This is a genomic window from Hanstruepera ponticola (assembly GCF_012931685.1).
Taxonomy (GTDB): Bacteria; Bacteroidota; Bacteroidia; order Flavobacteriales; family Flavobacteriaceae; genus Hanstruepera; species Hanstruepera ponticola.
Genome location: NZ_JABANC010000001.1, coordinates 251,954 through 277,184, shown reverse-complemented (window position 1 = coordinate 277,184; position 25,231 = coordinate 251,954). Strand labels below are relative to the sequence as shown.

Annotated in this window: 22 protein-coding genes; 21 read left to right on the top strand and 1 reads right to left on the bottom strand. The window is 33.5% G+C overall.

Annotated features, from left to right (window positions below; genetic code table 11):
- Positions 1 to 52: 52 nt before the first annotated feature.
- The 21 genes from ruvA (at position 53) to tsaB (ending at position 24,373) form a co-directional block, all read left to right on the top strand.
- Positions 53 to 634 carry a Holliday junction branch migration protein RuvA gene (ruvA, locus tag HGK31_RS01270; RefSeq protein WP_104734785.1) on the top strand — a complete coding sequence of 194 codons (582 nt, stop codon included), beginning with the start codon at positions 53 to 55 and terminating at the stop codon, positions 632 to 634.
- Positions 635 to 640: 6 nt separating this feature from the next.
- Complete coding sequence (gene sov, locus HGK31_RS01265; protein ID WP_191858163.1) at positions 641 to 7,834, top strand: T9SS outer membrane translocon Sov/SprA; 7,194 nt, start codon at positions 641 to 643, stop codon at positions 7,832 to 7,834.
- A gap of 58 nt (positions 7,835 to 7,892) precedes the next feature.
- On the top strand, positions 7,893 to 8,273 hold the full coding sequence (gene gcvH / locus HGK31_RS01260) for a glycine cleavage system protein GcvH (RefSeq protein ID WP_104734784.1): 381 nt from the start codon (positions 7,893 to 7,895) through the stop codon (positions 8,271 to 8,273).
- Complete coding sequence (locus HGK31_RS14640) at positions 8,266 to 8,649, top strand: VanZ family protein (protein WP_191858162.1); 384 nt, start codon at positions 8,266 to 8,268, stop codon at positions 8,647 to 8,649. The genes gcvH and HGK31_RS14640 overlap by 8 nt, the downstream gene beginning before the upstream one ends.
- Before the next feature lie 58 nt (positions 8,650 to 8,707).
- A complete protein-coding gene (locus tag HGK31_RS01250) occupies positions 8,708 to 9,427 on the top strand; it encodes an energy transducer TonB (RefSeq protein WP_191858161.1) in 720 nt (239 codons plus the stop codon).
- Between the two features lie 116 nt (positions 9,428 to 9,543).
- Positions 9,544 to 10,338, top strand: a complete 795-nt coding sequence (locus HGK31_RS01245; RefSeq protein WP_191858160.1) for an energy transducer TonB — start codon at positions 9,544 to 9,546, stop codon at positions 10,336 to 10,338.
- 105 nt (positions 10,339 to 10,443) lie between these two features.
- Entirely contained in the window at positions 10,444 to 12,549 is a 2,106-nt protein-coding gene (locus HGK31_RS01240) for a gliding motility protein RemB (RefSeq protein ID WP_191858159.1), read from the top strand.
- Between the two features lie 130 nt (positions 12,550 to 12,679).
- On the top strand, positions 12,680 to 13,573 hold the full coding sequence (gene cyoE, locus HGK31_RS01235) for a heme o synthase (RefSeq protein ID WP_191858158.1): 894 nt from the start codon (positions 12,680 to 12,682) through the stop codon (positions 13,571 to 13,573).
- Between the two features lie 2 nt (positions 13,574 to 13,575).
- Positions 13,576 to 14,157: a cytochrome c oxidase subunit 3 gene (locus tag HGK31_RS01230; protein ID WP_191858157.1), complete on the top strand. Its 582-nt coding sequence runs from the start codon at positions 13,576 to 13,578 to the stop codon at positions 14,155 to 14,157.
- A 137-nt stretch (positions 14,158 to 14,294) separates the two neighbouring features.
- Positions 14,295 to 15,275, top strand: coding sequence for a cytochrome c oxidase subunit 3 (locus HGK31_RS01225; protein WP_104734777.1), 981 nt, complete (start codon positions 14,295 to 14,297; stop codon positions 15,273 to 15,275).
- Between the two features lie 21 nt (positions 15,276 to 15,296).
- A complete protein-coding gene (locus HGK31_RS01220) occupies positions 15,297 to 15,677 on the top strand; it encodes a cytochrome C oxidase subunit IV family protein (RefSeq protein WP_104734776.1) in 381 nt (126 codons plus the stop codon).
- Positions 15,678 to 15,738: 61 nt separating this feature from the next.
- Positions 15,739 to 16,446 carry a hypothetical protein gene (locus HGK31_RS01215; RefSeq protein ID WP_191858156.1) on the top strand — a complete coding sequence of 236 codons (708 nt, stop codon included), beginning with the start codon at positions 15,739 to 15,741 and terminating at the stop codon, positions 16,444 to 16,446.
- Positions 16,439 to 17,185, top strand: a complete 747-nt coding sequence (locus HGK31_RS01210; protein ID WP_191858155.1) for an SCO family protein — start codon at positions 16,439 to 16,441, stop codon at positions 17,183 to 17,185. The genes HGK31_RS01215 and HGK31_RS01210 overlap by 8 nt, the downstream gene beginning before the upstream one ends.
- Positions 17,185 to 17,709, top strand: coding sequence for a DUF420 domain-containing protein (locus HGK31_RS01205; protein ID WP_104734773.1), 525 nt, complete (start codon positions 17,185 to 17,187; stop codon positions 17,707 to 17,709). Before HGK31_RS01210 ends, HGK31_RS01205 begins: the two co-directional genes overlap by 1 nt.
- Before the next feature lies 1 nt (position 17,710).
- Entirely contained in the window at positions 17,711 to 17,938 is a 228-nt protein-coding gene (locus tag HGK31_RS01200; RefSeq protein ID WP_191858154.1) for a hypothetical protein, read from the top strand.
- Between the two features lie 79 nt (positions 17,939 to 18,017).
- Entirely contained in the window at positions 18,018 to 18,719 is a 702-nt protein-coding gene (locus tag HGK31_RS01195; RefSeq protein WP_104734771.1) for an ABC transporter ATP-binding protein, read from the top strand.
- On the top strand, positions 18,712 to 19,941 hold the full coding sequence (locus tag HGK31_RS01190; protein ID WP_104734770.1) for an ABC transporter permease: 1,230 nt from the start codon (positions 18,712 to 18,714) through the stop codon (positions 19,939 to 19,941). The genes HGK31_RS01195 and HGK31_RS01190 overlap by 8 nt, the downstream gene beginning before the upstream one ends.
- Before the next feature lies 1 nt (position 19,942).
- On the top strand, positions 19,943 to 21,187 hold the full coding sequence (locus HGK31_RS01185; protein WP_104734769.1) for an ABC transporter permease: 1,245 nt from the start codon (positions 19,943 to 19,945) through the stop codon (positions 21,185 to 21,187).
- A 19-nt stretch (positions 21,188 to 21,206) separates the two neighbouring features.
- A complete protein-coding gene (locus HGK31_RS01180; protein ID WP_104734768.1) occupies positions 21,207 to 22,316 on the top strand; it encodes an efflux RND transporter periplasmic adaptor subunit in 1,110 nt (369 codons plus the stop codon).
- On the top strand, positions 22,309 to 23,694 hold the full coding sequence (locus tag HGK31_RS01175) for a TolC family protein (protein WP_233450939.1): 1,386 nt from the start codon (positions 22,309 to 22,311) through the stop codon (positions 23,692 to 23,694). The genes HGK31_RS01180 and HGK31_RS01175 overlap by 8 nt, the downstream gene beginning before the upstream one ends.
- A 4-nt stretch (positions 23,695 to 23,698) precedes the next feature.
- Positions 23,699 to 24,373: a tRNA (adenosine(37)-N6)-threonylcarbamoyltransferase complex dimerization subunit type 1 TsaB gene (gene tsaB / locus HGK31_RS01170; RefSeq protein ID WP_191858152.1), complete on the top strand. Its 675-nt coding sequence runs from the start codon at positions 23,699 to 23,701 to the stop codon at positions 24,371 to 24,373.
- Here tsaB and HGK31_RS01165 read toward each other — a convergent pair whose 3' ends face one another.
- Positions 24,374 to 25,195: a mechanosensitive ion channel family protein gene (locus tag HGK31_RS01165; protein WP_104734765.1), complete on the bottom strand. Its 822-nt coding sequence runs from the start codon at positions 25,193 to 25,195 to the stop codon at positions 24,374 to 24,376. It abuts the gene before it with no gap.
- Positions 25,196 to 25,231 lie beyond the last annotated feature (36 nt).

Genomic DNA, 25,231 nt, shown 5'->3' with positions numbered 1-25,231 from the left:
TTTGTTTTGTAAATAATTTTATTACATTTGAGAGTTAATAGATTCCTATTTAATGATTTCACATATTCAAGGTAAACTTGTCGAGAAAAAACCAACGAACGTTGTTATTGACTGTGGTGGAGTTGGCTATAATTTAAACATCTCATTACATACCTTTTCGCAAATTCCAGATCAAGAAAACTTAAAACTTTTCACGCATTTACAGGTGAAAGAAGATTCTCATACGTTGTTTGGTTTTACAACAACTTCAGAAAGAGAAATATTCAGGCTTTTAATATCAGTTAGTGGTATTGGTGCTAGCACAGCTCGTACGATGCTGTCATCATTAACACCCAAACAAATAAGGGAAGGAATAGCCGTTGGAGATGTAGCATTAATTCAATCTATAAAAGGAATTGGAGCCAAAACCGCTCAACGAGTAATTTTGGATTTGAAAGATAAAATTTTGAAAGTCTATGATATTGATGAAAATTCTGCCCTAGAAAGCAATACAAATAAAGATGAAGCGTTATCTGCTTTAGAAGTTTTAGGCTTTTCAAAAAAACAATCTGAACGTGTGATAGACAAAATTCTATCACAGGAACCAAATGCTAACGTTGAAACTATTATAAAGCAAGCGCTTAAAAATTTATAATTGATTTTGAATACTACCAACTCGAGTTTATACACATCAAGTAAATATTATATTTTTATTGCTGTCGCTTTTTTGTATTCAGTGATGGCGTGGTCACAAGAGCCTGTAGAGCAGGACTCAACCGCCACAGGGTTTAATTTGGGAAATATGCAGATGCCCAATCCCAATAGTATTGAATCTAAATACACCTATGATCCGATAACAGATAGATATATCTACACAGAAACGGTTGGAAGTTTTAATATTAATTACCCTATTATCCTTACACGAGAAGAGTATGAAGATCTTGTTATAAAAGAAAACATTCAATCCTATTATAAGCAGCAAATTGATGCATTCGACGGTAAGAAAGAAGGATCCGAAGAAGAACAGAAAAATTTATTGCCAGAATTCTATATCAATTCCGGTTTCTTTGAAACCATATTTGGAAGTAATACTATTGAAATAATACCACAAGGTTCTGTGGAAATAGATTTGGGTATTTTATACACCAAACAGGATAATCCAGCTTTTTCTCCTAGGAATAGAAGTAGTTTTACTTTTGATTTTGATCAACGTATTAGTTTAAGTTTATTAGGGAAAGTTGGAACACGCTTACAAGTAACAGCCAACTATGACACCGAATCAACTTTTGATTTTCAAAATCTTATAAAGTTAGAATATACACCAACAGAAGATGATATTATTCAAAAAATTGAAGTAGGTAATGTGAGTATGCCACTCAATAGCTCCTTGATTACGGGTGCACAAAGTTTATTTGGTGTAAAAACCCAGCTTCAATTTGGTAGAACTACCATCACAGGTGTTTTTTCTGAACAACGTTCGGACAGAAGAACCGTTGTGGCGCAAGGTGGAGGAACACTAGAAGAATTTGATTTTTTTGCTAGAGATTATGATGAAAACCGTCACTTCTTTTTGGCACACTACTTTAGAGATAATTATGATGAGGCATTAGCCAATTACCCTTTTATAAACACCAATGTTCAAATTACAAGAATTGAGGTTTGGGTAACCAATAGAACAAACAGAACAGAAAATGTAAGGAATGTTGTAGCAATTCAAGATTTAGGGGAGTCAAACCCAGATCCAGTGGACAATGATATTTACTTACAACCTATACCACCAGGGTTTTTAAATGCTGGGCCTAATGCATTTCCTGATAACGGAAATAACGATTATGATCCAACAGCTATCGGGTCTGGTTCTGTGTTAAATGATTTGATTAGAGATATTGCCACCGCACAACAAGGATTTGGTAGTTTATCAAACAGAGTAAATGAAGGCTCTGATTATGCTAAATTGGAGAATGCCAGAAAATTAATTGAAGGACAGGAATATACAGTAAATACGCAGTTAGGTTATATTTCATTAAATCAGCGATTATTAAATGATGAAGTTATAGCTGTTGCATTTCAATATACAGTTGGTGGTCAAGTTTTTCAAGTTGGTGAATTTGCTAACGGAGGTGTTGATCCAACAGGTGTTGATAATTCTGGCAGTATAACGACTGTTACAAACAACAGTTTGGTTTTAAAGTTATTGAAAAGTCCAGTCACAAATGTTCAGCAACCAATTTGGGATTTGATGATGAAAAACATCTATGACACTGGAGCTTACCAATTAAGTCAAGAGGATTTTAAATTGAACATTTTTTATAACGAAGCTTCGCCGTTAAATTTTATCACTCCAGTAGATGGTACGCCATTTCCACCATTTAATGGTGAACCAATTCAGGAAACAACACTATTAAGACTTTTTAATTTTGATAGATTAAACTTTAACAACGATCCGCAAACCAATGGTGATGGTTTTTTTGATTTTGTTCCAGGAATAACCGTTTTACCTCAAAATGGAAAAATTGTATTCACAAAGGTTGAGCCTTTTGGTGAGTATTTATTCAACACGCTGTCTTTAGGTGGAGAGGATTACAACAATACGGCTACCTATAACGATAATCAAGCGAAGTATGTCTATGATATTTTATATAAAGAAACCAAAACAGCAGCTTTAGAAGAGGCCGATAAGAATAAATTTAAGTTAAAAGGACGCTATAAATCATCAGGTGGAGACGGAATTCCAATAGGTGCATTTAATGTGCCCAGAGGTTCAGTTACTGTAACTGCAGGTGGACGTACCTTGGTTGAGGGAATTGACTACACAGTTAATTATCAGCAAGGAACAGTTCAAATTTTAGATGAAGCATTAAAGGCTTCCAACACGCCAATTCAAGTTTCAACAGAGAATAATGCGGTATTTGGTCAACAGACAAAACGTTTTACAGGCGTAAATGTTGAACATAAATTCAATGAGAATTTTGTTATTGGTGGTACCTGGTTGCATTTAAATGAGAGGCCAATTACGCAAAAAGCCAATTATGCCCAAGAACCTATTAACAACCATATTTTTGGCTTTAACGGAAATTATTCGACTGAAGTCCCATTCCTGACACGAATGGTTAATAAATTACCAAACATTGATACAGATGTTCCTTCAAATGTGTCATTAAGAGGCGAGTTTGCTTATCTAGCACCTGGCTCACCTAAAGGAACAGATTTTCAAGGTGAAGCAACATCCTATGTAGATGATTTTGAAGGAACCCAAAATAATATCGATTTAAAATCTCCGCAATCTTGGTTCTTATCCAGTAGACCAAAAGGAATTAATAACAATGATGATGACCAAAATGGTATTGAACAAGGTTTTAACCGAGCATTATTAAACTGGTATTTTATTGATCCAATATTTTATAGTAACAGAGCACCAGATGGCATATCCGATGATGATATTTCAGATTTGTTCACGAGTCGTGTTTTTATCAATGAGTTATTTCCGCAACAAGACATAGCACAAGGTCAGACTACCATATTAAATACTTTAGATTTAGCGTTTTATCCTGAAGAAAGAGGGCCTTATAATTTCCAAACTACAGATGTTGACATCAGTACAAATACCTTAACCAATCCTGAAGATAGCTGGGCAGGTATAACTAGGCAGTTAACTTCAACAGATTTTGAGCAGGCAAACGTAGAGTATATTGAATTCTGGTTACAAGATCCTTATCAAGACAACCCAGGTAACACTGGTGGTAAATTAGTATTTAATTTAGGTAATATATCTGAAGATATTATAAAAGATGGACGTAAGCTATATGAAAATGGACTACCAGCTGATGGTAACGTAATTGGTGTTCTACCTGAATCACCTTCTTGGGGAACTGTTTATCCGCAAAACCAATCACTAATTTATGCGTTTGATACAACGGGTGAAGAACGTACGAATCAAGATGTAGGTTATGATGGTTATGATGATGCTGATGAACGTATAAAGTTCCCAACATATTCATCTTTGAACGATCCAGCAAATGATAATTACACCTATTTTTTAAATGCTGATGGTGACATATTTGATCGTTATAAGCGATATAACGGCGTTCAAGGAAATTCACCAGACACATTTTCTGATACCGATCGTGGAGCCAATGCCCAACCTGATGTAGAAGACGTTAATCGTGATAATACCATGAACACGATTGATAGTTATTTTGAATATGAAGTTGAACTAACACCTTCTACCTTAAACATCGATAACCCGTACATTGTTGATATTAAAAATACGCAAATACGAAGTCTTCCCAATGGACAAACGGTTACACCAATTTGGTATCAATTTAGAATTCCTGTAACCGAATTTTCTGATGCAATTGGAGGGATAACAGATTTAAGGTCTATTCGTTTTGCACGTATGTATCTTAAAGAATTCTCCGAAAAAACGGTTATGAGATTTGGTACACTAGATTTAGTGAGAAGCGAATGGAGACGTTATACACAAACATTGGACGAGGATGAAGGAGACCCTTCTTTAGATAATACGGAATTTTCTGTAGGTGTGATTAGTACTTTGAAGAATGATGGTAGTTACCAATCACCTCCTGGTGTTGATCCAGAAGAGTTGTTTAATAATAACACTGTTATTAGACAAAATGAGCAATCGTTATTGGTAGATGTTTGTGATTTAGAATCACATGATGGTCGGGCTGTTTTTAAAAATATCAACGTGGATATGCGACAGTATAAGCGCATTAGAATGTTTATGCATGCTGAACCAGGTAATGTTCCAGGTTTAGATGATGATGATTTAGTTGGTTTTATTAGGATGGGTAATGATTTGACTCAAAACTATTATCAGATTGAAGTACCTTTAAAAGTGTCTAGAGGATTGTCTCGCGAAGCCTTATGGCCTGAAGAAAATCAAATAAATTTACCGTTAAAAGTTCTTCAAGAGATTAAGGCAAAATCAATAGCTTCCGGAAATATTAGTAGCCCAGATCCAACTTTTTACGATGTAATAAGTGAGGAAGTAACAGGTGAGGTTTTAGAGTACGATCCGTTGCCAACAGGACTAGGTAGTGGTGATTTTTACCATCGTGTGGCAATTGTAGGAAATCCAAATTTTGGAGATATAAGAACATTGATGGTAGGGGTAAAAAACCGATCTGATATAGATAAATGTGGTGTGCTTTGGTTTAATGAGTTACGTTTATCTGATATGGAAAGCAAAGGTGGTTGGGCTGCAATATTGAGTATGGACTCTAATATAGCTGATTTTGCTAGCGTAAGTGCTACTGGTAGGCAAAGCACTTCTGGCTTTGGAACCATAGAACAAGGACCTTTAGAAAGAAGTATTGAAGATGTTGTGCAATATGATGTTGTTACCAATGTGAACATTGGACAATTACTTCCTGAAAAATGGGGAGTTGAAATTCCTTTTAATTATGGAGTTAGTGAAGAAAAAATCACACCAAAGTATGATGAATTTTATAGGGACATTGAATTACAAACCCAATTGGACAACAATAGTAACAATGATTCTATTTTAAATGTCAACGAGAATTATACCAAACGTAAGAGTATAAACTTTATTGGTGTTCGTAAAATCAGGACCGGTGAAGCTACGCCACGATTCTATGATGTTGAAAATTTCACATTCAATTATTCATACAATAAAGTTGAACATAGAGACTTTGAAATAGAGAGTTCAGTTGATAAAAATGTAAGAACAGGTGTAAATTATGCCTATAATTTCAATCCATTGGTTATTGAGCCATTCAAGAAAAATGATTCTCTGTTCACAGGAAAGTATTGGAAACTATTAAAAGATTTTAATTTTAATCCACTTCCAGCAAGTTTTGTTGTAAATACAAATATCAACAGGCAGTTTAATAAACAAAAATTTAGGGAAGTCGATTTAACGGGTGGTAACATTGGTCTTGAAGAGTTATACAGAAGAAACTATACCTTTGATTTTGGTTATACTATTAATTACAACTTAACTAATTCGTTGAGTTTGAATTTTACAGCATCCAATGTGAATATTGTTAGAAATTACTTTAAAAATGATATCCTAAATGGAGAACAAGATCCAGAATTAGATGTTTGGGATGGATTCTTTGATTTTGGAGACCCTAATACGCAATACCAACAATTAGGCGTTAATTATGAGATCCCTATTAATAAAATACCAACCTTTGCATTTATTGATGCAACTTACTCATATAGTGGAGAGTTTCAATGGCAGAAGGGATCAGACCTATTTGGTGATTTGGAAGTAGATGGTCAGACGTATGATTTAGGTAATACTATTTCAAATGCTAATCAGCATACGTTGAACACCACGCTTAATATGAATAAATTCTACAACTATATAGGTTTAAAGAAAAAGCCTGTGAGGAGGAGTGGTACTTCAAGACCAATAAGTAGAGATAGTAAAACGGCATCACCACCATCAAAAGATGGTGATGATTCTAAAAAACCACCTAAAAAAGTTTCCAATAGTGGTGGCACTAAATTATTGAATACAGGAATTGGTATTTTAACGAGCGTTAAAAGAATGACTTTTAACTATGCCGAAACCAACGGTACATACATTCCAGGATATTTACAAACGCCTGGTTTTATTGGGACCTTAAAGCCAACTGCTGGATTCACTTTTGGTAGTCAAAATGATGTAAGAGAAATGGCAGCTAGAAGAGGATGGCTAACGCTTTATCCAGATTTTAATGATCAGTATCGCGTAAACAAAACACGTCAATTTGATTACACAGCTAGTGTTGAGCCATTTAATGACCTTAAAATAGATTTAGTTGGGAACAGAATTTATGCTGAAAATTATACTGAAAATTATCGTGTGAATGATTTAGGTGATGAATTGGAGTATGAATCATTAACACCTAACTCCTTCGGAAATTTCAACATATCAACACTTTTAATTAAGACTGCTTTTAGCGCAAGTGATGAGAGGGAATCACAAACCTTTAATGATTTTAGAAATAATAGAATCCAGGTGGCCAATAGGTTGGCAGAACAATTTTACGGAACTACCTCATTCCCTGTAGATGCAGAAGGATACCCTGTTGGATTTGGTAAAAACAGTCAAGCAGTATTACTACCCTCATTCTTATCAGCTTATTCGGGTCAAGATGCTGGAAAAGTCTCATTAAGTGCTTTTAGAGATGTACCTATTCCTAACTGGGATATCAAGTACACAGGGCTTATGAATTTAAAATGGTTTAAAGATAGGTTTAAGCGTTTTTCAATAATTCATGGATACCGTTCAAATTATACCATTAATCAATTCCGTTCAAATTTGGATTATGATCCTGATAACCCAACCGAAGTTGATCAAAGTGGTAATTTTAAAAATGAAACCATATACAGTAATATCAATTTATCGGAGATGTTTACACCGCTATTCCGTATTGATATGGAGATGAAAAACTCCATTAAAATTTTAGCAGAAATGAAAAAAGACCGATTATTATCCTTAAGTTTTGATAATAATTTGATGACTGAAATTCAAGGAAATGAATATATAGTGGGATTGGGATATAGAATTAAGGATGTTAGAATTAGATCTAAACTTGCTGGGCCTAAACGAATAATTGTAAGTGATTTAAACATGAAAGCAGATGTGTCTGTCCGTGATAATAAAACCATAATTAGATATCTTGATTTAGACAATAATCAAATAACCTCTGGACAAACTATTTGGTCAGCCAAATTTTCAGCTGATTATGCATTCAGTAAAAACCTAACAGGTATTTTCTATTTTGACTATGCATTTTCAGAATATGCCATTTCAACGGCCTTTCCACAAACTACAATCCGTTCTGGAATTACATTGAGATATAATTTTGGTAATTAAAAACTAATTGTTTGATTTTAAAATCTGAATAAATACATTTGTAAAAAATTAAATTACCATGAATATACCATCCGAATTAAAGTATACTAAAGATCATGAATGGGTAAAGTTGGAAGGTGATGTAGCTACGGTTGGCATTACTGATTTTGCACAAAGTGAATTAGGAGATATTGTTTACGTTGAAGTTGAAACAGTTGATGAAACTTTGGAAGCTGATGAGGTTTTTGGAACCGTTGAAGCTGTCAAAACAGTATCTGATTTATTTCTACCTGTTGCTGGTGAGATTATTGAGTTTAATGAGGCTTTAGAAGATGAGCCTGAAACAGTAAATACTGATCCTTACGGCAATGGTTGGATGATAAAGGTTAAATGTTCGGATGTATCTCAAGTGGACGGTCTTATGTCTTCTGATGAATACAAAGAGCTAGTAGGTGCTTAAAAAAAGAAGCGTACAAATTGCTGTTTTCTATACCGTATCATTACTAATTGTTAGCTTAATAACAGTAGATTTTGGAGGTTTAGACTCTATTGTGCCTTCTTATGGAGATAAAATCTTTCATTTTACAGCATATGGTTTACTTACTCTATTGTGGTATTATGCTATAAAGCACCAATTTGAGTTCTCAAAAATCAAAACGTTACTGCTTGTAGGCATCTCTTGTGCAGTATTTGGTACAATTGTTGAGGTACTACAAAAAGTACTGACCATCTCACGGTTTTATGATGAGGCTGATATGCTAGCAAATATACTAGGTGTATTGTTTATGAGTATGATAATAGTCTTCGTCAAAAAAACTGACGTTAAAAAATATTAATCGTTTGCTTATTTGCCATTAAATTGGTTATTTTAGCAAACAGTAATAAATTAAAATTATGGAGCCTAAAAAAAATCCAGAATCAAATGTTGGTAGAAACAGTTCGCTGTTTTTTGCTATTGGTTTAGCATTAATGTTGTTTTTAACTAATTATGCAATAAACTACAAAACATATGACAAATCAGATATTGATATTGGACAATTGAATTTAGATGAAGAACTTGATGAAGAAGTTCCAATTACTGAACAGATTACTACGCCACCACCACCTCCTCCACCACCAGCTGCTCCTGAAGTTATTGAGGTAGTTGAAGATGAAGAAGAAGTTGAGGAAACGGTTATTGAATCAACAGAGACTAGTCAAGAAGAAGAAATTGTCGAAGTTGAAGAAGTTGAAGTTGAAGAAGTTGAAGAAGATGTTGAGGTACCTTTTGCAGTCATTGAAAATGTTCCTGTATTTCCAGGTTGTGAAAGTGGTAATAATGATGCAAAAAAAGCCTGTATGAATAAAAAGATGAATGATTTCATCAGAAAGAAATTCAATACAGAGTTAGCTCAAGAGTTAGGCTTATCAGGTATACAGCAAATACGTGTTTTCTTTAAGATAGATAAAACAGGTGATATTGTTGATGTACAAGTTAGAGCACCGCATCCAAGTTTGGAAAAAGAAGCTAGACGCGTGATAGGTTTACTACCAAAAATGAAACCTGGTAAACAACGTGGTAAGGCTGTAAGAGTGCCATATTATTTACCAATTAAGTTCCAAGTACAAGATTAAATTTAAGTAGTTCTTAAAATAAATTAAAATCCCGTTACATATTTTGTAACGGGATTTCTTTTTTGGTATGCTTATTGTGATTTTATCATAATATTAACAATTTAAACTATAGTATTATGAATTTTTCAAAGAAAAACCACGAACTCATTCGGCAAAATGAGAAAACCGTGAGAAAATCGCAAAAGCACGAGGTAAATTTACAAAAAAACTCAACGCTCTACTTTCAAATTGGCTTAATTCTGTGTTTGCTTTTTGCTTACGGCCTTTTAGAAATGAAATTCCTAAAAACGGAAACTAAAGTTTCAGACATGGCGTTTGTTGATGATGTCCCATCAGAATTCTCTATGGATAAATATGAAATCTACAAAGAGCCTGTGAAAGAAATTATCAAAACGCCTAAAACACCAACTAAATTTTCTAATCAAATTGAAGTAGCTGATAATAATGATGATGTTAAAGAAACAGCTGATGATATTTTTAAGGAGGAGTTGCCTACTACTGACAAAACGATTACGTCGGAGAAAATTGAAGTTTTAAAGAAGCCAGATGAACCAATGAATATTGTTTTGGTTGAAAAAGCACCTATTTTTCCTGGCTGTGAAAAAGCAACATCCAATCAAGAGAGACGTGAATGTATGTCCAATAAACTATCAAAGTTTATTCAAAAGAAATTTGATACAGATTTAGGTCCAAGATTGGGGTTAAAAGGAAAACAGAAAATTTATGTTAATTTTAAAATCAATAAACAAGGCCATGTAGAGATTTTACAAACCCAAGCAACTCACAATAAGCTGGGAGAAGAAGCCAATAGAGTAGTCAATAAATTACCGAGAATGACACCTGGTCAACATGGTAATAAAACAGTTGATGTTTTATATACCTTACCAATTTCATTTACTATTCAAAATTAGACACAGTTTTTTGTAACATACCGCTATTAATAAGTTTTGATAGCGGTATTTTTTATGACATTATTAAAAAAATAGTATCTTTCTCCTTTCATAAAAATTGTATCAATGAATTGGAAACCATTTCTGGTAATAGTGCTTTGTGCCATACAATATAATCTGTATTCTCAAGACGATTTATTTTTTGAAAAACCACCTGTTTTTCCTGAATGTGAAAGCACCTCAGTCGATTCACTTCAAGCATGTTTTGATAAACAGGTCTACACTAAAATCTTCAATGAATTTAAAGTCCCAGATAAGGTAACTGAAGATAATTATAACGGCGAAGTTGTTATCCTATTTGAAGTTGATGCCAAAGGAGAATTTCGTGTGATATATGTTGACGCCATGTATAGTGAGTTGAAAGATGAAGCGAGACGTGTGTTTGAAGATTTTCCAAAAATACAGCCAGCAACTTACAATGGTAATGCCACATTCAAGCAATATTCAATGGGTATTAGAATTCCGTTAGTTGATCAATCTGTGACTACAAAAGATTTATCCGAAGATGAAGAATTGGCGGAGCTCGAGAATGCTGCTAAATCGGAATATGATAGTGTAAACAAAGGACTGCAACCCTTTTCAAATAGAGAGTTTTCAAGTACATTAAATATCCCATTTACCCACAGTTATTATGCGCAGTTTGATAGGAATATCAATTTAGTAGGTACTAATAGTCATACAGGATCAAAACCCTACATGTATGAAGACGTAGCGAACTATTATGACTTTGAAGCCGAACAAGAAAAATTAGCCAAAGAAAAATCATCATTTGCTGGCAGAAAATTATGGAATGAACGCTTTGTTAGAGTTCAAGGAAAAGATTATTGGTTTACAGTTGATCCTATTTTTGATTTTGAAGTAGGGAAAGATACCGAAGCAGAATTTAATAGCACCTTTAATAATACACGTGGTATCATGTTTCAAGGTGGCTTGGGTAAAAAGCTAACGTTTTATACTTCAGTATTTGAAAGTCAAGGTCGTTTTCCACAATATTTCAATCAATATGCTGAATCCATTAGGGCAGCTGATGAAATTGCCATTATTCCTGGTCGTGGTATAGCTAAAGAATTTAAAAAAGATGCCTATGATTATCCTGTAGCTGAAGCTTATTTGTCCTATTCTCCTATCAAATTTTTTAATGTACAATTTGGGCAAAGTAAAAACTTTATTGGTGACGGGTATCGCTCCTTATTTACAAGTGATGTCGCAAGTCCATACCCATTTTTAAAACTGAATACTAAATTTTGGAAAATAAAATACACCAGTACTTGGATGTGGTTAAAAGATTCTAGACCAGAAGCAACTGATCCAGAAGGTGCTTATTTAAGCAAGTACATGGCTACCCATTTTTTGAGTTGGAATGCTACCAAACGTTTGAACATTGGTATGTTTGAATCGGTTATTTGGGCTAAATCTGATAATCGTGGTTTTGATGTGAGTTATTTAAATCCTATTATATTTTATCGCGCTATTGAGTTCCAAACCGGACAGGATGCAGGAAATGCGGTGATGGGATTATCAGCTAAATATAAATTTACCAATAATATTTACAGTTATGGGCAATTCATTTTAGATGAATTTTCATTGGATGATATGACAGGAGGTAATAAAAGTTGGAAAAATAAGTATGGTTATCAATTAGGTCTGAAATATTTTAATGCGTTTAAGGTTAAAAACTTAATGTTGCAAGCTGAATACAACCGCGTCAGACCATATACCTATTCACATAATACAATTGTATTGAATTATGGACACAACAACCAATCCATGGCGCATTTATGGGGAGCAAATTTTAGCGAGTTTGTACTTATTGGTCGTTATCATTACAAGCGTTGGTTTGCCAATGCCAAAATGATAGTTGGGGAACGTGGTCTGGATTTCAATACGGTTGATGACAATTTTAGTTACGGTGGTGATATATATCGCAATTATAACGATAGACCAAGTGACAACGGTATTGAGTTAGGTCAAGGCAATAAAACAACAACGTTTTTTACCAATTTGCAAGTAGGTTATTTAATTAATCCAGCAACCAATCTTAAAATATTTGCTGATGTAACGTTTAGAGACTTTAATCCCAATACCGTTACCAATACAGCTATAAAGAGTAACACGGTTTGGTTTAATTTAGGGATAAGAACCGACTTGTTTAACTGGTATTTTGATTTGTAATATTCTTTTATTGTATTCTAGTAGTTAGAACTAATTTGTCAGGGATGTTTTTAACGCTATTTAATTGCTAATTTAACTTTTCAAAGTATCTTTGCACCGCAATAAATAAGCGAAAAAGCAATCCTTTACTTTGAGTAAGCCAATAACGTCAACAGTTAAACCATCAATAATTTCAGATTTTAAAGAAATTACCAAAATGCGCTTGGCATTAAGTGTGGTGTTTTCGTCTTTGGCTGGTTATTTGTTAGGAGCAGAGGTTGTCAATTTTCAAACACTAATTTTACTGGCATTTGGTGGTTATTTTATGGTAGGCGCTTCCAATGCGTTCAACCAAATTATAGAAAGAGATTTAGATGCCTTAATGGATCGCACCAAAAATAGGCCAGTGGCTGCAGGACGAATGTCAGTAAATGTGGCTTTTACCATCGCTACAATTTTTACCATACTGGGTATTGTTATTTTATACATTATTAATCCGCAAACAGCCATGTTTGGGGCTATTTCTATATTTTTATATACCTGTGTTTATACCCCTTTAAAGACAAAAACACCGTTGTCTGTTTTTGTTGGAGCAATACCAGGTGCCATACCTTTTATGTTGGGCTGGGTTGCAGCTACCGATGATTTTGGTATTGAGCCAGGAACCTTATTTGCTATTCAGTTTTTTTGGCAATTCCCACATTTTTGGGCGATTGGCTGGTTTTTGTATGAAGACTATAAAAAAGGTGGGTTTTTTATGCTGCCTACAGGAAAACAAGATAAAGCAACAGCTCTTCAAACATTAATGTACTCTATTTGGACGTTGTTGGTGTCTTTAATTCCAGCATTTGGGTTTACAGGGCGTCTGTATTTAACACCAATATCAGCCATTATTGTGGCTGTTTTAGGAATGGGAATGGTTTATTATGCCATACAGCTTTATAAAAAAATGACAGAAAAAGCGGCTAAACAACTCATGTTAGCTAGCGTATCATATATTACACTTTTACAAATAGTTTACGTACTAGATAAATTTATAAGATAACCATGGATTTAACCCAAGGAACTCAAGAAGAAAAAAATAACAGGGCTAAAAAAATGATGCTCTGGTTTGGTATCATTTCCCTAATTATGTCGTTTGCTGGCTGGACCAGTGCTTTTGTGGTGAGTAGTTCTAGACCCGATTGGTTAACAGATTTTAAAATACCTGATGCCTTTGTAATAAGTACCATTGTTATTGTTATTAGTAGTTTAACCTTATTGTTGGCAAAGCGCAGTTTACAAAGTGGTCAACATCAAACTACATCCATATGGTTGGTTGCAACCTTTATTTTGGGGTTGTTTTTTATTTACAATCAGTTTAGAGGCTTTCAAGAAATTATAAATTTAGGTTATAATTTTACTGGTCCTACAAGTAACGTTACTATGTCTTATGTGTATTTAATAGCCATTATGCATATTTTGCATGTAGTTGTTGGTTTAATTTGCTTGATGGTGGTAATTTATAATCATTTTAAACAAAAGTATGATGCTACAAATATGCTTGGTTTTGAACTGGCAGCAACCTTTTGGCACTTTGTGGATTTACTATGGGTATATCTCTTTTTCTTTTTATATTTTTTCAAATAGATTATAGTTCATTTTAATGGTCTGAAGTGTCATCCTAGCTGATATTTGTTTAGAGTCAGTATAATTTATAGCAGGATGTTTCTTTAGAAAAATAAAATGATTATTTTTGTGCAACTTTTATAAACTAAACCTTAAATATGAGTACTACAGTTGTAAATACTGGAACAGAAGGTAAAACTTGGGGAGGCGGAAATCAGCCTCTAAAAGCAAGTTACGGTAAAATGATGATGTGGTTTTTTATCGTATCGGATGCCTTGACGTTTTCAGGGTTTTTAGCAGCCTACGGGTTTTCAAGATTTAAATTTATCGAATCATGGCCTATAGCCGATGAGGTTTTTACTCACGTACCTTTCTTACATGGTCAGGAATTGCCAATGATATATGTGGCTTTTATGACCTTTGTTCTTATTATGTCATCGGTAACTATGGTATTGGCTGTAGATGCAGGTCATAAAATGCAAAAGACCAAAGTAACTTGGTATATGTTCTTAACTATAATTGGTGGTTTAATATTCGTTGGTTCTCAAGCTTGGGAATGGGCTACTTTTATTAAAGGTGATTATGGTGCTATCCAAACAAAAGGTGGTAACATTCTACAATTTGTAGATACTGAAGGCAAACGTGTCGCTTTAGGTGATTTTGTGGTTGCTGGACATAGAGATAGAACGGCTCACGAACGTAAGAATGGTTTGTGGTTTGTTGATGAGGGAACTTTACCAACGTATACTATGGATGAAGTGATGCATGGTTTGGAATCTCATGAAAATGTATTAGTCAGAACTCAAATGATTAATGAGCACGGTGAGAAAACTGTACTTTCAAGAGCTGAATCTCTAAAACAAGTAAAAGAAAACGGTATAGCTGTTGTTGAAGGTGCTAATCTTAAAGTTAACGAGTATGGTTCTCCATTGTTTGCTGATTTCTTTTTCTTCATTACTGGGTTTCACGGTTTTCACGTATTTTCTGGAGTTGTAATTAATATTATTATCTTTTTCAATGTGATATTAGGCACGTATGAAAAACGTAGAAGTTACGAAATGGTTGAAAAAGTTGGTCTGTATTGGCACTTTGTAGATTTAGTTTGGGTATTTGTATTTACATTCTTCTACCTAGTTTAATTTCAGATAAAAAAAATTAAAATGGCACACGCACACAAATTAGAAATTTTAAGAGGGTTAATAAAATTTAAGTCTAATACCCAAAAAATTTGGGGAGTATTGATTCTATTAACAATTGTTACAGCTGTTGAAGTTGTATTAGGTATCTATAAACCAGAAGCTTTAATGGCCAAAGTTTTAGGTATGAAATTATTAAACTGGATATTTATAATCCTTACTATTGTTAAAGCTTACTACATCACTTGGGATTTCATGCACATGCGCGACGAAACTAAAGCATTAAGACGTATGGTGGTATGGACTGCGGTTTTCTTAATCTGTTATTTGATTTTTATCTTATTGCAAGAAGGTGGTTATATTGAAGGTGTTTATTCTTCAGGATTTGTAAAAAGAGATTTCTAATAACAATGAAATATAAATATATAAAGGCGGTTTTTAAACCGCCTTTTTTTATTTTTGCACTATGGAAAAAAAGCTAATAAAACGAAATGTGATTTTGGGAATTTTATTCTTTCTCCCCGTCATGTTTGTTTTAATTCTATCGCTTTCAAAAGAAAATTATAATACACTTGACATCGTTAAAGAAGGGGTTGTTGAGCTTCCTGTAAATGAAGACAATATAGGTTTAGAAGATCATATTACCGTATTGGCATTTTTTGGTAATAAACCCTTGGACAAAGTTATTGCTGGTTCTAATTTAAAAGAATTGGTTTATGACAAATTTAAAGGCTTTAAAAAGTTTCAAATAGTTGTTTTGGTTACTGAAGACGCCAAAGAAGAGGCTGAAAAACTGTACAGAGAGATAGCAACCTATGAAGATTTACGCTTTTGGCATTTTGTTACTGCCAATGAGTATGAGATATTAAGTACTTTTAAAGGTTTAAAATCTAGTGAAGAATTAGATAAAAACCTATCGTCAGACCATGTGTATATTATAGATACCGACTTAAACCAACGAGGACGATTGGATGATAGATCTGACAATGAGAAAGCAAAAAAGAAAGAAATTTATGGCTTGAATTCTTATGACTGTATTGAGGTTGCTGTCATAAAAAACAAGATGAGTGCTGAAGATTTGAGAGTTCTTTTTACGGAATACCGTCAAAAAAGAAAAGGAAATTTCGATTCAACATCTAGAAGAGCCAATGATTTAAACAATACTGATGAGTAAAAAAGCAAACTATTCCTATGTAGGTGTTGGATTTATCATCTTGGTTTTTGGGATAATTTTTGTTCCAAAAATTATTGATAGATTAAAGTATAATAACACTGTTGAAAATGATAGGTTAAATATTAAAACTGAAGAAGAAAGAGCTACAAAAAGTGATTTAGCTTATTTAGAAATTAACGGTTCACCAAAAAAAGTACCCGAATTCAATTTTGTGAATCAAGATGGAGATACCATATCAAATCAAGATTATTTGGGTAAAGTATATGTTGTGGAATTTTTCTTTACAACTTGTCCAACAATATGCCCTAGGATGAATAGAAATTTGGTTGAAATTCAAAATGAATTTACCCAGTTTGATAATTTTGGTGTCGCTTCATTCACGATTACTCCAGAAATTGATACGCCAGAGGTTTTAAAAGCCTATGCCATTAAATATGGAATTACAAATCCAAATTGGAACTTAATGACAGGTGAAGAAGATAAGATTTATGAGTTAGCCAATGTTGGTTTCAATATTTACGTAGGAAAAGATGATAGCGTTGAAGCTGGTTTTGAACATTCAGGGAACTTTGCGTTAATTGATAAAGAAGGCTACATACGATCCAGAAAAGACGATTTTGGAAACCCGAAAATTTTCTATTCAGGTATTATTAGTGAGGCTGAAAAAGTTGATGATGAGGGCATGAAAGAAGAAATAAGTATGTTAAAAGAAGATATTGCAAAATTGTTAAAAGAGTAATGGCAAACACAACAATAAATACAAAAAAATATAATAAATGGATTGTAATCTTATCCATAGTAATACCATTGGTAGTGGCGGCATTGTTTGGTGTTAAGTTGGATATAGAATTACCAGTTTTTTTACCGCCAATTTATGCAACAATAAACGCTATAACAGCTTTGGTTTTAGTGCTAGGGTTTTTAGCAATAACAAATGGGAAACGCCTTCTTCATGAACGTTTAATGAAGTTTGCTATTATTCTTTCTGTATGTTTTTTGGTGATGTATGTCTTATATCACATGACCAGTGATTCAACAAAATATGGTGGAGAAGGCGCTATGAAGTATTTATATTTTGCCATATTAATTACACACATTTTAATGTCAATCATAATTATTCCTTTTGTTTTAATTACTTATGTTAGAGCTATTACTAATGATTTTGAACGACATAAAAAAATTGCTAGAATAACATTTCCTTTGTGGTTGTTTGTAGCTATTTCAGGCGTTGTGGTTTATATAATGATTTCACCCTACTACTAAAGTGAAAAAACAACTTATCATATTATTTTTACTAGTTTTGGCTAGTCTTCCAGTAGAAGCACAATGTGCTATGTGTCGTGCAGTTTTAGAAAGTGAGGAAGGTCAAGAAACTGCCAAGGGAATTAATGATGGTATTATATATCTTATGGCCATACCATACATCCTGGTAGGAGCTATAGGTTTCCTAATTTATAAAAAGTTTAACAAGGCAAAAAAAAGCAAGGCTTAATTAATATTTACTTTTGTTGTAACATTTTCAGGGTTAAGTAGTCTAACTATTAATTACAAGAAAAAAACAAAAGTAAATTATGCTAACCATCAATAAACTACACAAGTCTTATCCAATAGGCGATAGAAGTTTGCACGTTTTAAAAGGAATAGACCTTTCAGTAAAAGAAGGCGAAATGGTAGCCATTATGGGTTCGTCGGGATCTGGAAAATCTACTTTGTTAAATATCATAGGTATGCTTGACGAAGCTGATGAAGGTGAGTATATATTAGATGGTGTTCCAATTAAAAACCTTACCGAAAAGAAAGCAGCTATTTATAGGAATAAATTTTTAGGATTTATTTTCCAATCTTTTAACCTTATCAATTTTAAAACAGCTCAAGAAAATGTGGCTTTACCGCTGTATTACCAGGGTTTAAAGCGTAAAGAACGTCAAGAAAAGTCTTTGTTTCATTTAGAAAAGGTAGGACTTCGTGATTGGGCAGAGCACCATCCAAGTGAATTATCCGGTGGTCAAAAACAACGTGTAGCCATTGCAAGAGCATTAGCTGCTAACCCAAAATTACTGTTAGCTGATGAGCCTACAGGTGCTTTAGATACTAAAACTTCATATGATATTATGGCCTTTCTTCAGCAATTAAATGATGAAGGTAAGACACTTTTAATTGTAACTCATGAAGAAGATATAGCTAATATGTGTAAACGTATTGTACGTTTAAAAGATGGTGTCATTATGGAAGATGTAAAAGTAGATCAAGTAAGAGCAGAGCAGTATGTTTGATATAGACCTTTGGCGCGAAATATTTCAAAGTATTAATAAAAACAGGACCCGTAGTTTATTATCTGGCTTTACGGTTGCTTTTGCTATTTTATTATTTGCTATCTTATTTGGTTTGGCTAACGGATTGCAAAACACATTTGCTGAAGCTTTTGTTGATGATGCTAATAATTCCATATTTATTAATTCTGGTAATACTACCAAAGCACATAAAGGATTACAGGCAGGAAGACGTATTCAGTTTAAGAATGAAGATTATGAATATTTAAAGGAAGATTTTGGTGATGATGTTCAGTACATTACATCACGTATATATAGAAACGTTACCGCTTCATTTAGAAACGAAAAAGATAATTATTCAGTACGAGCTGTTCATCCAGACCATCAATATTTAGAGAAAACCATGATGAAAGAAGGTCGATATATCAACCAGTTGGATATCGATAATGAAACTAAAGTAGTGGTAATTGGTCGTTTGGTTGAAGAAGATTTATTTCTAAAAACAACTGCATTGGGTAAATATTTAAACATGAATGGTATTCAGTTTAAAATTGTAGGCATTTTTACTGATGATGGTGGTGATAATGAAGAAAGGCTCATTTATATGCCAGTTTCAACGGCTCAACGTATTTATGGAAACAACGATTATATTGATCAAATAAACTTAACCTATAATCCTGAAATGGATTTTGATCAAGCACTTGCATTTGGGAATTTAATTAATAAAAAACTAAAGGAACGATTTGATGTAGCAGATAATGATCAACGAGCCATTAGAGTTCGAAACATGGCTGAAGGAACTAAAGCTGTTGGTCAAATGACATTTGCTTTAGGAATTATCATTTTAGTTATTGGATTTGGAACGTTAATAGCAGGAATTGTTGGAATCAGTAATATTATGATATTCATCGTAAAAGATAGAACTAAAGAACTCGGAATTCGAAAGGCATTAGGAGCTTCACCAAGATCCATAGTATCCATTATATTAATTGAATCTATTTTAATTACGGCAATAGCTGGGTATGTTGGGTTGCTTATGGGTGTTGGTGTATTAAAATTGGCAGAACCTATGTTGGAAACTTACTTCATTAAGGATCCTGGCGTAAGTACAACATTAATTATTGGAGCAACGATTACCCTAGTTTTAGCAGGAGGAATAGCTGGATATTTACCAGCTAAAAAAGCATCACGTATAAAACCAATAGTTGCATTAAGAGACGATTAATATGTTTAAATTTTTATTTGAAAGAGATACTTGGCAAGAAGTATCAGACAGTCTTAGCAAGAACAAATTACGTTCCATATTAACTATGGTTGGTGTCTGGTGGGGAATATTGTTGTTAATCGCATTATTAGGTTCAGCACGTGGTTTGGAAAATTCATTTAATAGACTATTTGGAAGTTTTGCAACAAATAGTGTGTTTATTTGGGGTCAAAGTACGAGTAAACCATTCAAGGGTTTTCAAGAAGGTAAGCAAGTGAGATTATCTCTTACCGATGCCAAAAAAATTGAAGAAAATATTCAAGGAATTGAGTTTGTAATACCGCGAAATCAAAATCAAGCATTAGTAGTAAGAAGAGAATTGTCGGGCACATTTGGAATCAATGGAGATTATCCGCTATTAGATAAGGTTCAAAAAGTGAAGTTGCAGCATGGCCGTTTTATTAATCAAAATGATATTGATACAAACCGCAAAGTTGCCGTAATTTCTGAAAGTATTTATAAACAAGTATTCGAAAAAGATGAAGAAGCTATTGGTGAATTCATTCAAATAAATGGCATGAATTTTATGGTGGTTGGGATGTTTGAAGACTCAAACATGAATATGGGACCACGAACTGAAATCCATATTCCATTTACTACATTTCAGCAAATTTATAATCAAGGCGATCGCATTGGCTGGATGATGATAACTGGAAAGCCAGAATACGATATTAAGCAAATTGAGGAAGATGCAAAGCTTATGCTTAAAAACCTTAATAGAATACATCCACAAGATAAACGTGCGTTTGGTAGCTTTAATTTAGGAAGTGAATTTGCAAAAATGACAGGCTTTTTAACTGGCATGCAGTTTTTAACATGGTTTGTTGGAATAGCAACACTTATTGCAGGTGTCTTTGCTATTGGAAATATTTTATTAATCACGGTAAAAGAGCGGACAAAAGAAATAGGAGTTAGGCGAGCATTGGGAGCAACCCCTTTTGAAATAAAGCGTCAAATAGTTGTTGAAGCCGTAACCTTAACATTAATAGCGGGATTTTTTGGAATAATTAGTGGCGGTTGGATCTTAATTGCATTGGATTCAGCTTTTGGTCAAGGGGATGACGCAACTATAGTAAATGCATCGGTATCTATTGCCGTTGTGTTTATTGCAGTAATCATATTAGTCATATTAGGAACATTAATTGGTTTAATACCAGCTTTTAAAGCAACCAGTATAAAACCTATAGAAGCATTAAGAGAAGAATAAAACAATCAATCATAATAAAATGAATAAAACTTTAAAAATCATTGTTGGAATAGTATTGTTATTACTATTTGTATGGGTAATTAAATATTTCAAAGACTCAAACTCTAAAGAAATTGAAGAGTTCAAAGTAGAAGAACCATTCTATACGTCTATAAATACCAAGGTAGTCGCTACTGGTAAATTAAATCCAGAAGAAGAAATTGAATTAAAACCTCAAATTTCTGGAATTGTTGACGAAATCATGGTTGAAGAAGGTGATATCGTAAAAAAAGGAGACCTTATAGCTAAAATTCGTGTGGTTCCTAATGAGCAGAATTTAGTAAGTGCACGCAGCCGTATTAATACCGCTAAATTGTCCTATGATAATGCAAAAACACTTTATGATAGAAACAAAGCACTATTTGAAAAAGGAGTCATATCAAAACAAGATTTTGAAAACAGTGAGTTGTCTTTAAATCAAGCCAATGAATCATTAAGACAAGCACAAAACGATTTTCAGATTATAAAACAAGGTTCATTGTCAGGTGGAAGTGCTGCTAATACGAATATTGTAGCTCAAATTTCGGGAACTATTTTAGAAATTCCAGTTAGAGAAGGTGATCAAGTTATTGAGAGTAACAACTTTAATGAGGGTACAACTATCGCCTCTGTTGCAGATATGAGTAAAATGATTTTTGAAGGAAAAGTTGATGAGGCCGAAGTTGGTAAAATAGAAGAAGGTAAGGAAATTATTGTAGTACTGGGAGCTATAAACCAAAAGGAGTTTCCGGCTACATTAACATTTGTAGCTCCTAAAGGTATTGAAGAAAACGGAGCGGTTCAATTTACTATCAAGGCTGATGTGCAAGTTGAGCAATCAACTAAAATTAGAGCAGGTTACAGTGCAAATGCCGAAATTGAATTGGAAAGCAAGGACAGTATTTTAGTCGTTAAAGAATCCTTATTACAATTCAATAGAATTTCTGAAAAGCCATATGTAGAAGTTCAGAAAGAAGATGGTTCTTATGAAGAAAAATATGTAGAACTCGGAATTTCTGATGGAATAAACGTGGAAATAAAGGAAGGCATTAGCGAAGGTGATAAAATTAAAGTTTGGAATAAAGCATCAAAAGATAATGAAGATGATTAATAAAAAAGTAAGTGTTATATTCATATTTGCTTGCTTATTTTCAATAGTAAGTATAGCGCAAGAAAAAAGAGTATGGACTTTGGAGGAGTGTATAAATTATGCACTAGAGAATAACATTAGTATCAAACAGACAGAGCTTGATACTGAAACTGCAGACCAGGATTTAATAACTGCGAAAGGTAATTTTTTGCCTAATTTAAATGCTAATGCATCTCAAAATTGGAATTTTGGATCATTTATTGGTCAAGATGGAAACAGAGTTTCGAGAGATTCTAGAGGGAATAGCTTTGGGTTGAATACAGGCGTGACGTTATTTAATGGCTTTAGAAATACTAGTATCTATAAACAGGCTCAACTTGGTATTGAGTCAAGTCAGTTGCAATTAGATATTTTAAAGGATAATATATCAGTTAACGTTGTAAACTCTTATTTAAACATATTGCTTAATAAAGAGAACTTGAAAGTTGCAGAAGAGCAAATTCTTATATCTGAAAAGCAAGTTCAACAATTATCTGAATTGGTAGATTCAGGCGTAAGACCTAGAGCTGATCTCTATGAAGTTGAGGCTCAATTGGCTAGTGATAAAGAGCGATTAACTAATGTTGAGAACAGTTTAGATTTAGCATTATTAGGCTTAACTCAATTGTTGCAGATACCATATGAAGGATTTGATGTTGAAGGAATTGAATTGGGACTCCCTGAAGTGTTAGTGGAGCGTAAGAGTTCAACTGAGATTTATGATTATGCTGTTCAAAATAGACCAGAGATTCGTAAAGCTGAACTAGATATTGAAAATTCGGAATTAGCAATTGACATTGCAAAAAGTGCGTACTACCCTAATTTGAGTTTTGGTGCAGGGCTTGGAACATCTTACCAGCATTTTCAAGGACAGGAAGATTTAAGAGTCGTATTTCCTGATCCATCAAATCCTACTGATTTTGAAATAATTCCAAATGGTTTTTGGGTCCAGTTAGAGAATAATTTGGGTTATAATTTAGGATTTAGATTAGATGTCCCTATTTTTAATAGGTTGCAAACTAAAGCTAATGTAAGTAGAGCTAAAATTAATAAAAAAAGAATAGAATTTTCATTAGATCAAGCCAAACAAGATTTACAATCAACTATTGAGCAGGCATATGCTGATGCGAAAGCTGCATTTAAACAATTTGAAGCTTCGCAGGTGTCATTAGATGCTCAAAGTGAATCATTTAAAAATGCTCAAGAAAGTTATAATTTGGGAGTTATGAACTCTTTTGAATTTGAACAGGTTAGAAATAGGTTAGTAAATGCAGAAGCCAACCTTATTAACGCTAAATATAATTTTGTTTTTACAACTAAAGTATTAGATTTCTATCTTGGAAAACCTTTAACAGATTAATTAGGTGTCAATAATATTAAGCATAGAAACAGCAACAACCAATTGTTCGGTCTCTCTTTCAAAAGATGGAGAGACTTTTGCTTTAAAAGAGGATTATAACAAAGGCTATTCTCATGCCGAACGATTGCATGTTTTTATAGAAGAATTATTGCTTGAGAATGCTATTAAAAAATCGCAACTCAATGCAATTGCCGTTAGTAAAGGGCCTGGTTCTTACACAGGTTTACGCATAGGTGTTTCAGCTGCCAAAGGACTCTGTTATGCTCTTGGAATTCCCTTAATTAGTGTATCTACACTAGAATCTTTGGCTCATCAAGTTGAGGCTTCAGAGGGATTTATAGTTTCCATGTTAGATGCTAGACGTATGGAAGTATATGCTGAAGTGTTTGATGTCAAGCATAATTCTGTAAGGGATATTGAAGCAGAAATATTAATAGAAAATTCCTATGAGATTTTTCTACAAAATGGGTTAGTACATTTTATAGGTAATGCTGTTGCAAAAACTAAAACGATACTTTCACATAGTAATGCTGTTTTTATTGAAAACAAACTGCCTTCTGCCAACGAAATGGGAGCATTGGCTTACCATAAGTATAAAAAAAGCGACATCGAGGATGTCGCCTATTTTGAACCATATTATTTAAAAGATTTTGTGGCTTTAAAGCCAAAATCAAAATAATTATTCTCCTTTATGTATTTCAACTTGATGTGGATAAGGTATTTCAATACCTGCGGCATCAAGAGCTTCTTTGGTTTGTTCTGTAACGTCAAAATAAACGGTCCAATAATCTTCCGTTTTACACCAAGGCCTAGTCGCAAAATTTATAGAGCTATCGGCTAGTTCCATAACAGTTACAGCTGGCGCTGGATCTTGAAGTACTTTTGGATGAGATGTAAGAACATTCATCAACACTTCTTTGGTTTTCTTTATATCTGAATCATAACCAACTCCAAAGACCAAATCTACACGACGAGTACCTTCAGTTGTATAGTTTACAATATTTCCATTTGAGAGCGCACCATTGGGAATTATGATTTCTTTGTTTGATAAGCCCGTGAGTTTTGTAGTGAAAATTTCAATTTCTTTTACAACACCAATTTCACCTTGAGCTTCAATTAAATCACCAATTTTTATTGGTTTGAAAATCATAAGAAGCACACCACCAGCAAAATTACCCAATGAACCCTGTAGTGCTAGACCCACGGCTAAACCTGCAGCAGCAATAACAGCCGCGAATGATGTGGTAGGCACGCCTAGTGTACCTAAAAGCGTTATAACCAGTAAAATTTTCAGGCCCCAAGTTAATAAGTTGAGTAAGAACTTTTGAAGACTCTCATCATAATTGCTTTTAGTCATTATTTTTCTTGACGCACCAATTATTTTTTTGATAATCCAAGAACCAATAATCCATATGACTATGGCACCAATGATTTTTAAACCATAAACGGTAATGAATTCCATACCAGTTTCAGTCCATTTTTCTAAATTGAAGTTTTCCATGTTTGTTTGTTTAAATTAATAGCGATACAAATTTAA

Excerpts from the sequence above, each read along its gene's own strand:
- HGK31_RS01220 (WP_104734776.1), top strand. The coding sequence starts at position 15,297 with ATGGCACACGCACACAAATTAGAAATTTTAAGAGGGTTAATAAAATTT.
- HGK31_RS01250 (WP_191858161.1), top strand. The coding sequence starts at position 8,708 with ATGGAGCCTAAAAAAAATCCAGAATCAAATGTTGGTAGAAACAGTTCG.
- HGK31_RS01205 (WP_104734773.1), top strand. The coding sequence starts at position 17,185 with ATGGCAAACACAACAATAAATACAAAAAAATATAATAAATGGATTGTA.
- HGK31_RS01240 (WP_191858159.1), top strand. The coding sequence starts at position 10,444 with ATGAATTGGAAACCATTTCTGGTAATAGTGCTTTGTGCCATACAATAT.
- HGK31_RS01225 (WP_104734777.1), top strand. The coding sequence starts at position 14,295 with ATGAGTACTACAGTTGTAAATACTGGAACAGAAGGTAAAACTTGGGGA.
- HGK31_RS01180 (WP_104734768.1), top strand. The coding sequence starts at position 21,207 with ATGAATAAAACTTTAAAAATCATTGTTGGAATAGTATTGTTATTACTA.
- HGK31_RS01195 (WP_104734771.1), top strand. The coding sequence starts at position 18,018 with ATGCTAACCATCAATAAACTACACAAGTCTTATCCAATAGGCGATAGA.
- HGK31_RS01185 (WP_104734769.1), top strand. The coding sequence starts at position 19,943 with ATGTTTAAATTTTTATTTGAAAGAGATACTTGGCAAGAAGTATCAGAC.
- HGK31_RS01165 (WP_104734765.1), bottom strand. The coding sequence starts at position 25,195 with ATGGAAAACTTCAATTTAGAAAAATGGACTGAAACTGGTATGGAATTC.
- HGK31_RS01215 (WP_191858156.1), top strand. The coding sequence starts at position 15,739 with ATGGAAAAAAAGCTAATAAAACGAAATGTGATTTTGGGAATTTTATTC.
- HGK31_RS01175 (WP_233450939.1), top strand. The coding sequence starts at position 22,309 with ATGATTAATAAAAAAGTAAGTGTTATATTCATATTTGCTTGCTTATTT.
- ruvA (WP_104734785.1), top strand. The coding sequence starts at position 53 with ATGATTTCACATATTCAAGGTAAACTTGTCGAGAAAAAACCAACGAAC.
- HGK31_RS01210 (WP_191858155.1), top strand. The coding sequence starts at position 16,439 with ATGAGTAAAAAAGCAAACTATTCCTATGTAGGTGTTGGATTTATCATC.
- HGK31_RS01190 (WP_104734770.1), top strand. The coding sequence starts at position 18,712 with ATGTTTGATATAGACCTTTGGCGCGAAATATTTCAAAGTATTAATAAA.
- HGK31_RS01245 (WP_191858160.1), top strand. The coding sequence starts at position 9,544 with ATGAATTTTTCAAAGAAAAACCACGAACTCATTCGGCAAAATGAGAAA.
- HGK31_RS01230 (WP_191858157.1), top strand. The coding sequence starts at position 13,576 with ATGGATTTAACCCAAGGAACTCAAGAAGAAAAAAATAACAGGGCTAAA.
- gcvH (WP_104734784.1), top strand. The coding sequence starts at position 7,893 with ATGAATATACCATCCGAATTAAAGTATACTAAAGATCATGAATGGGTA.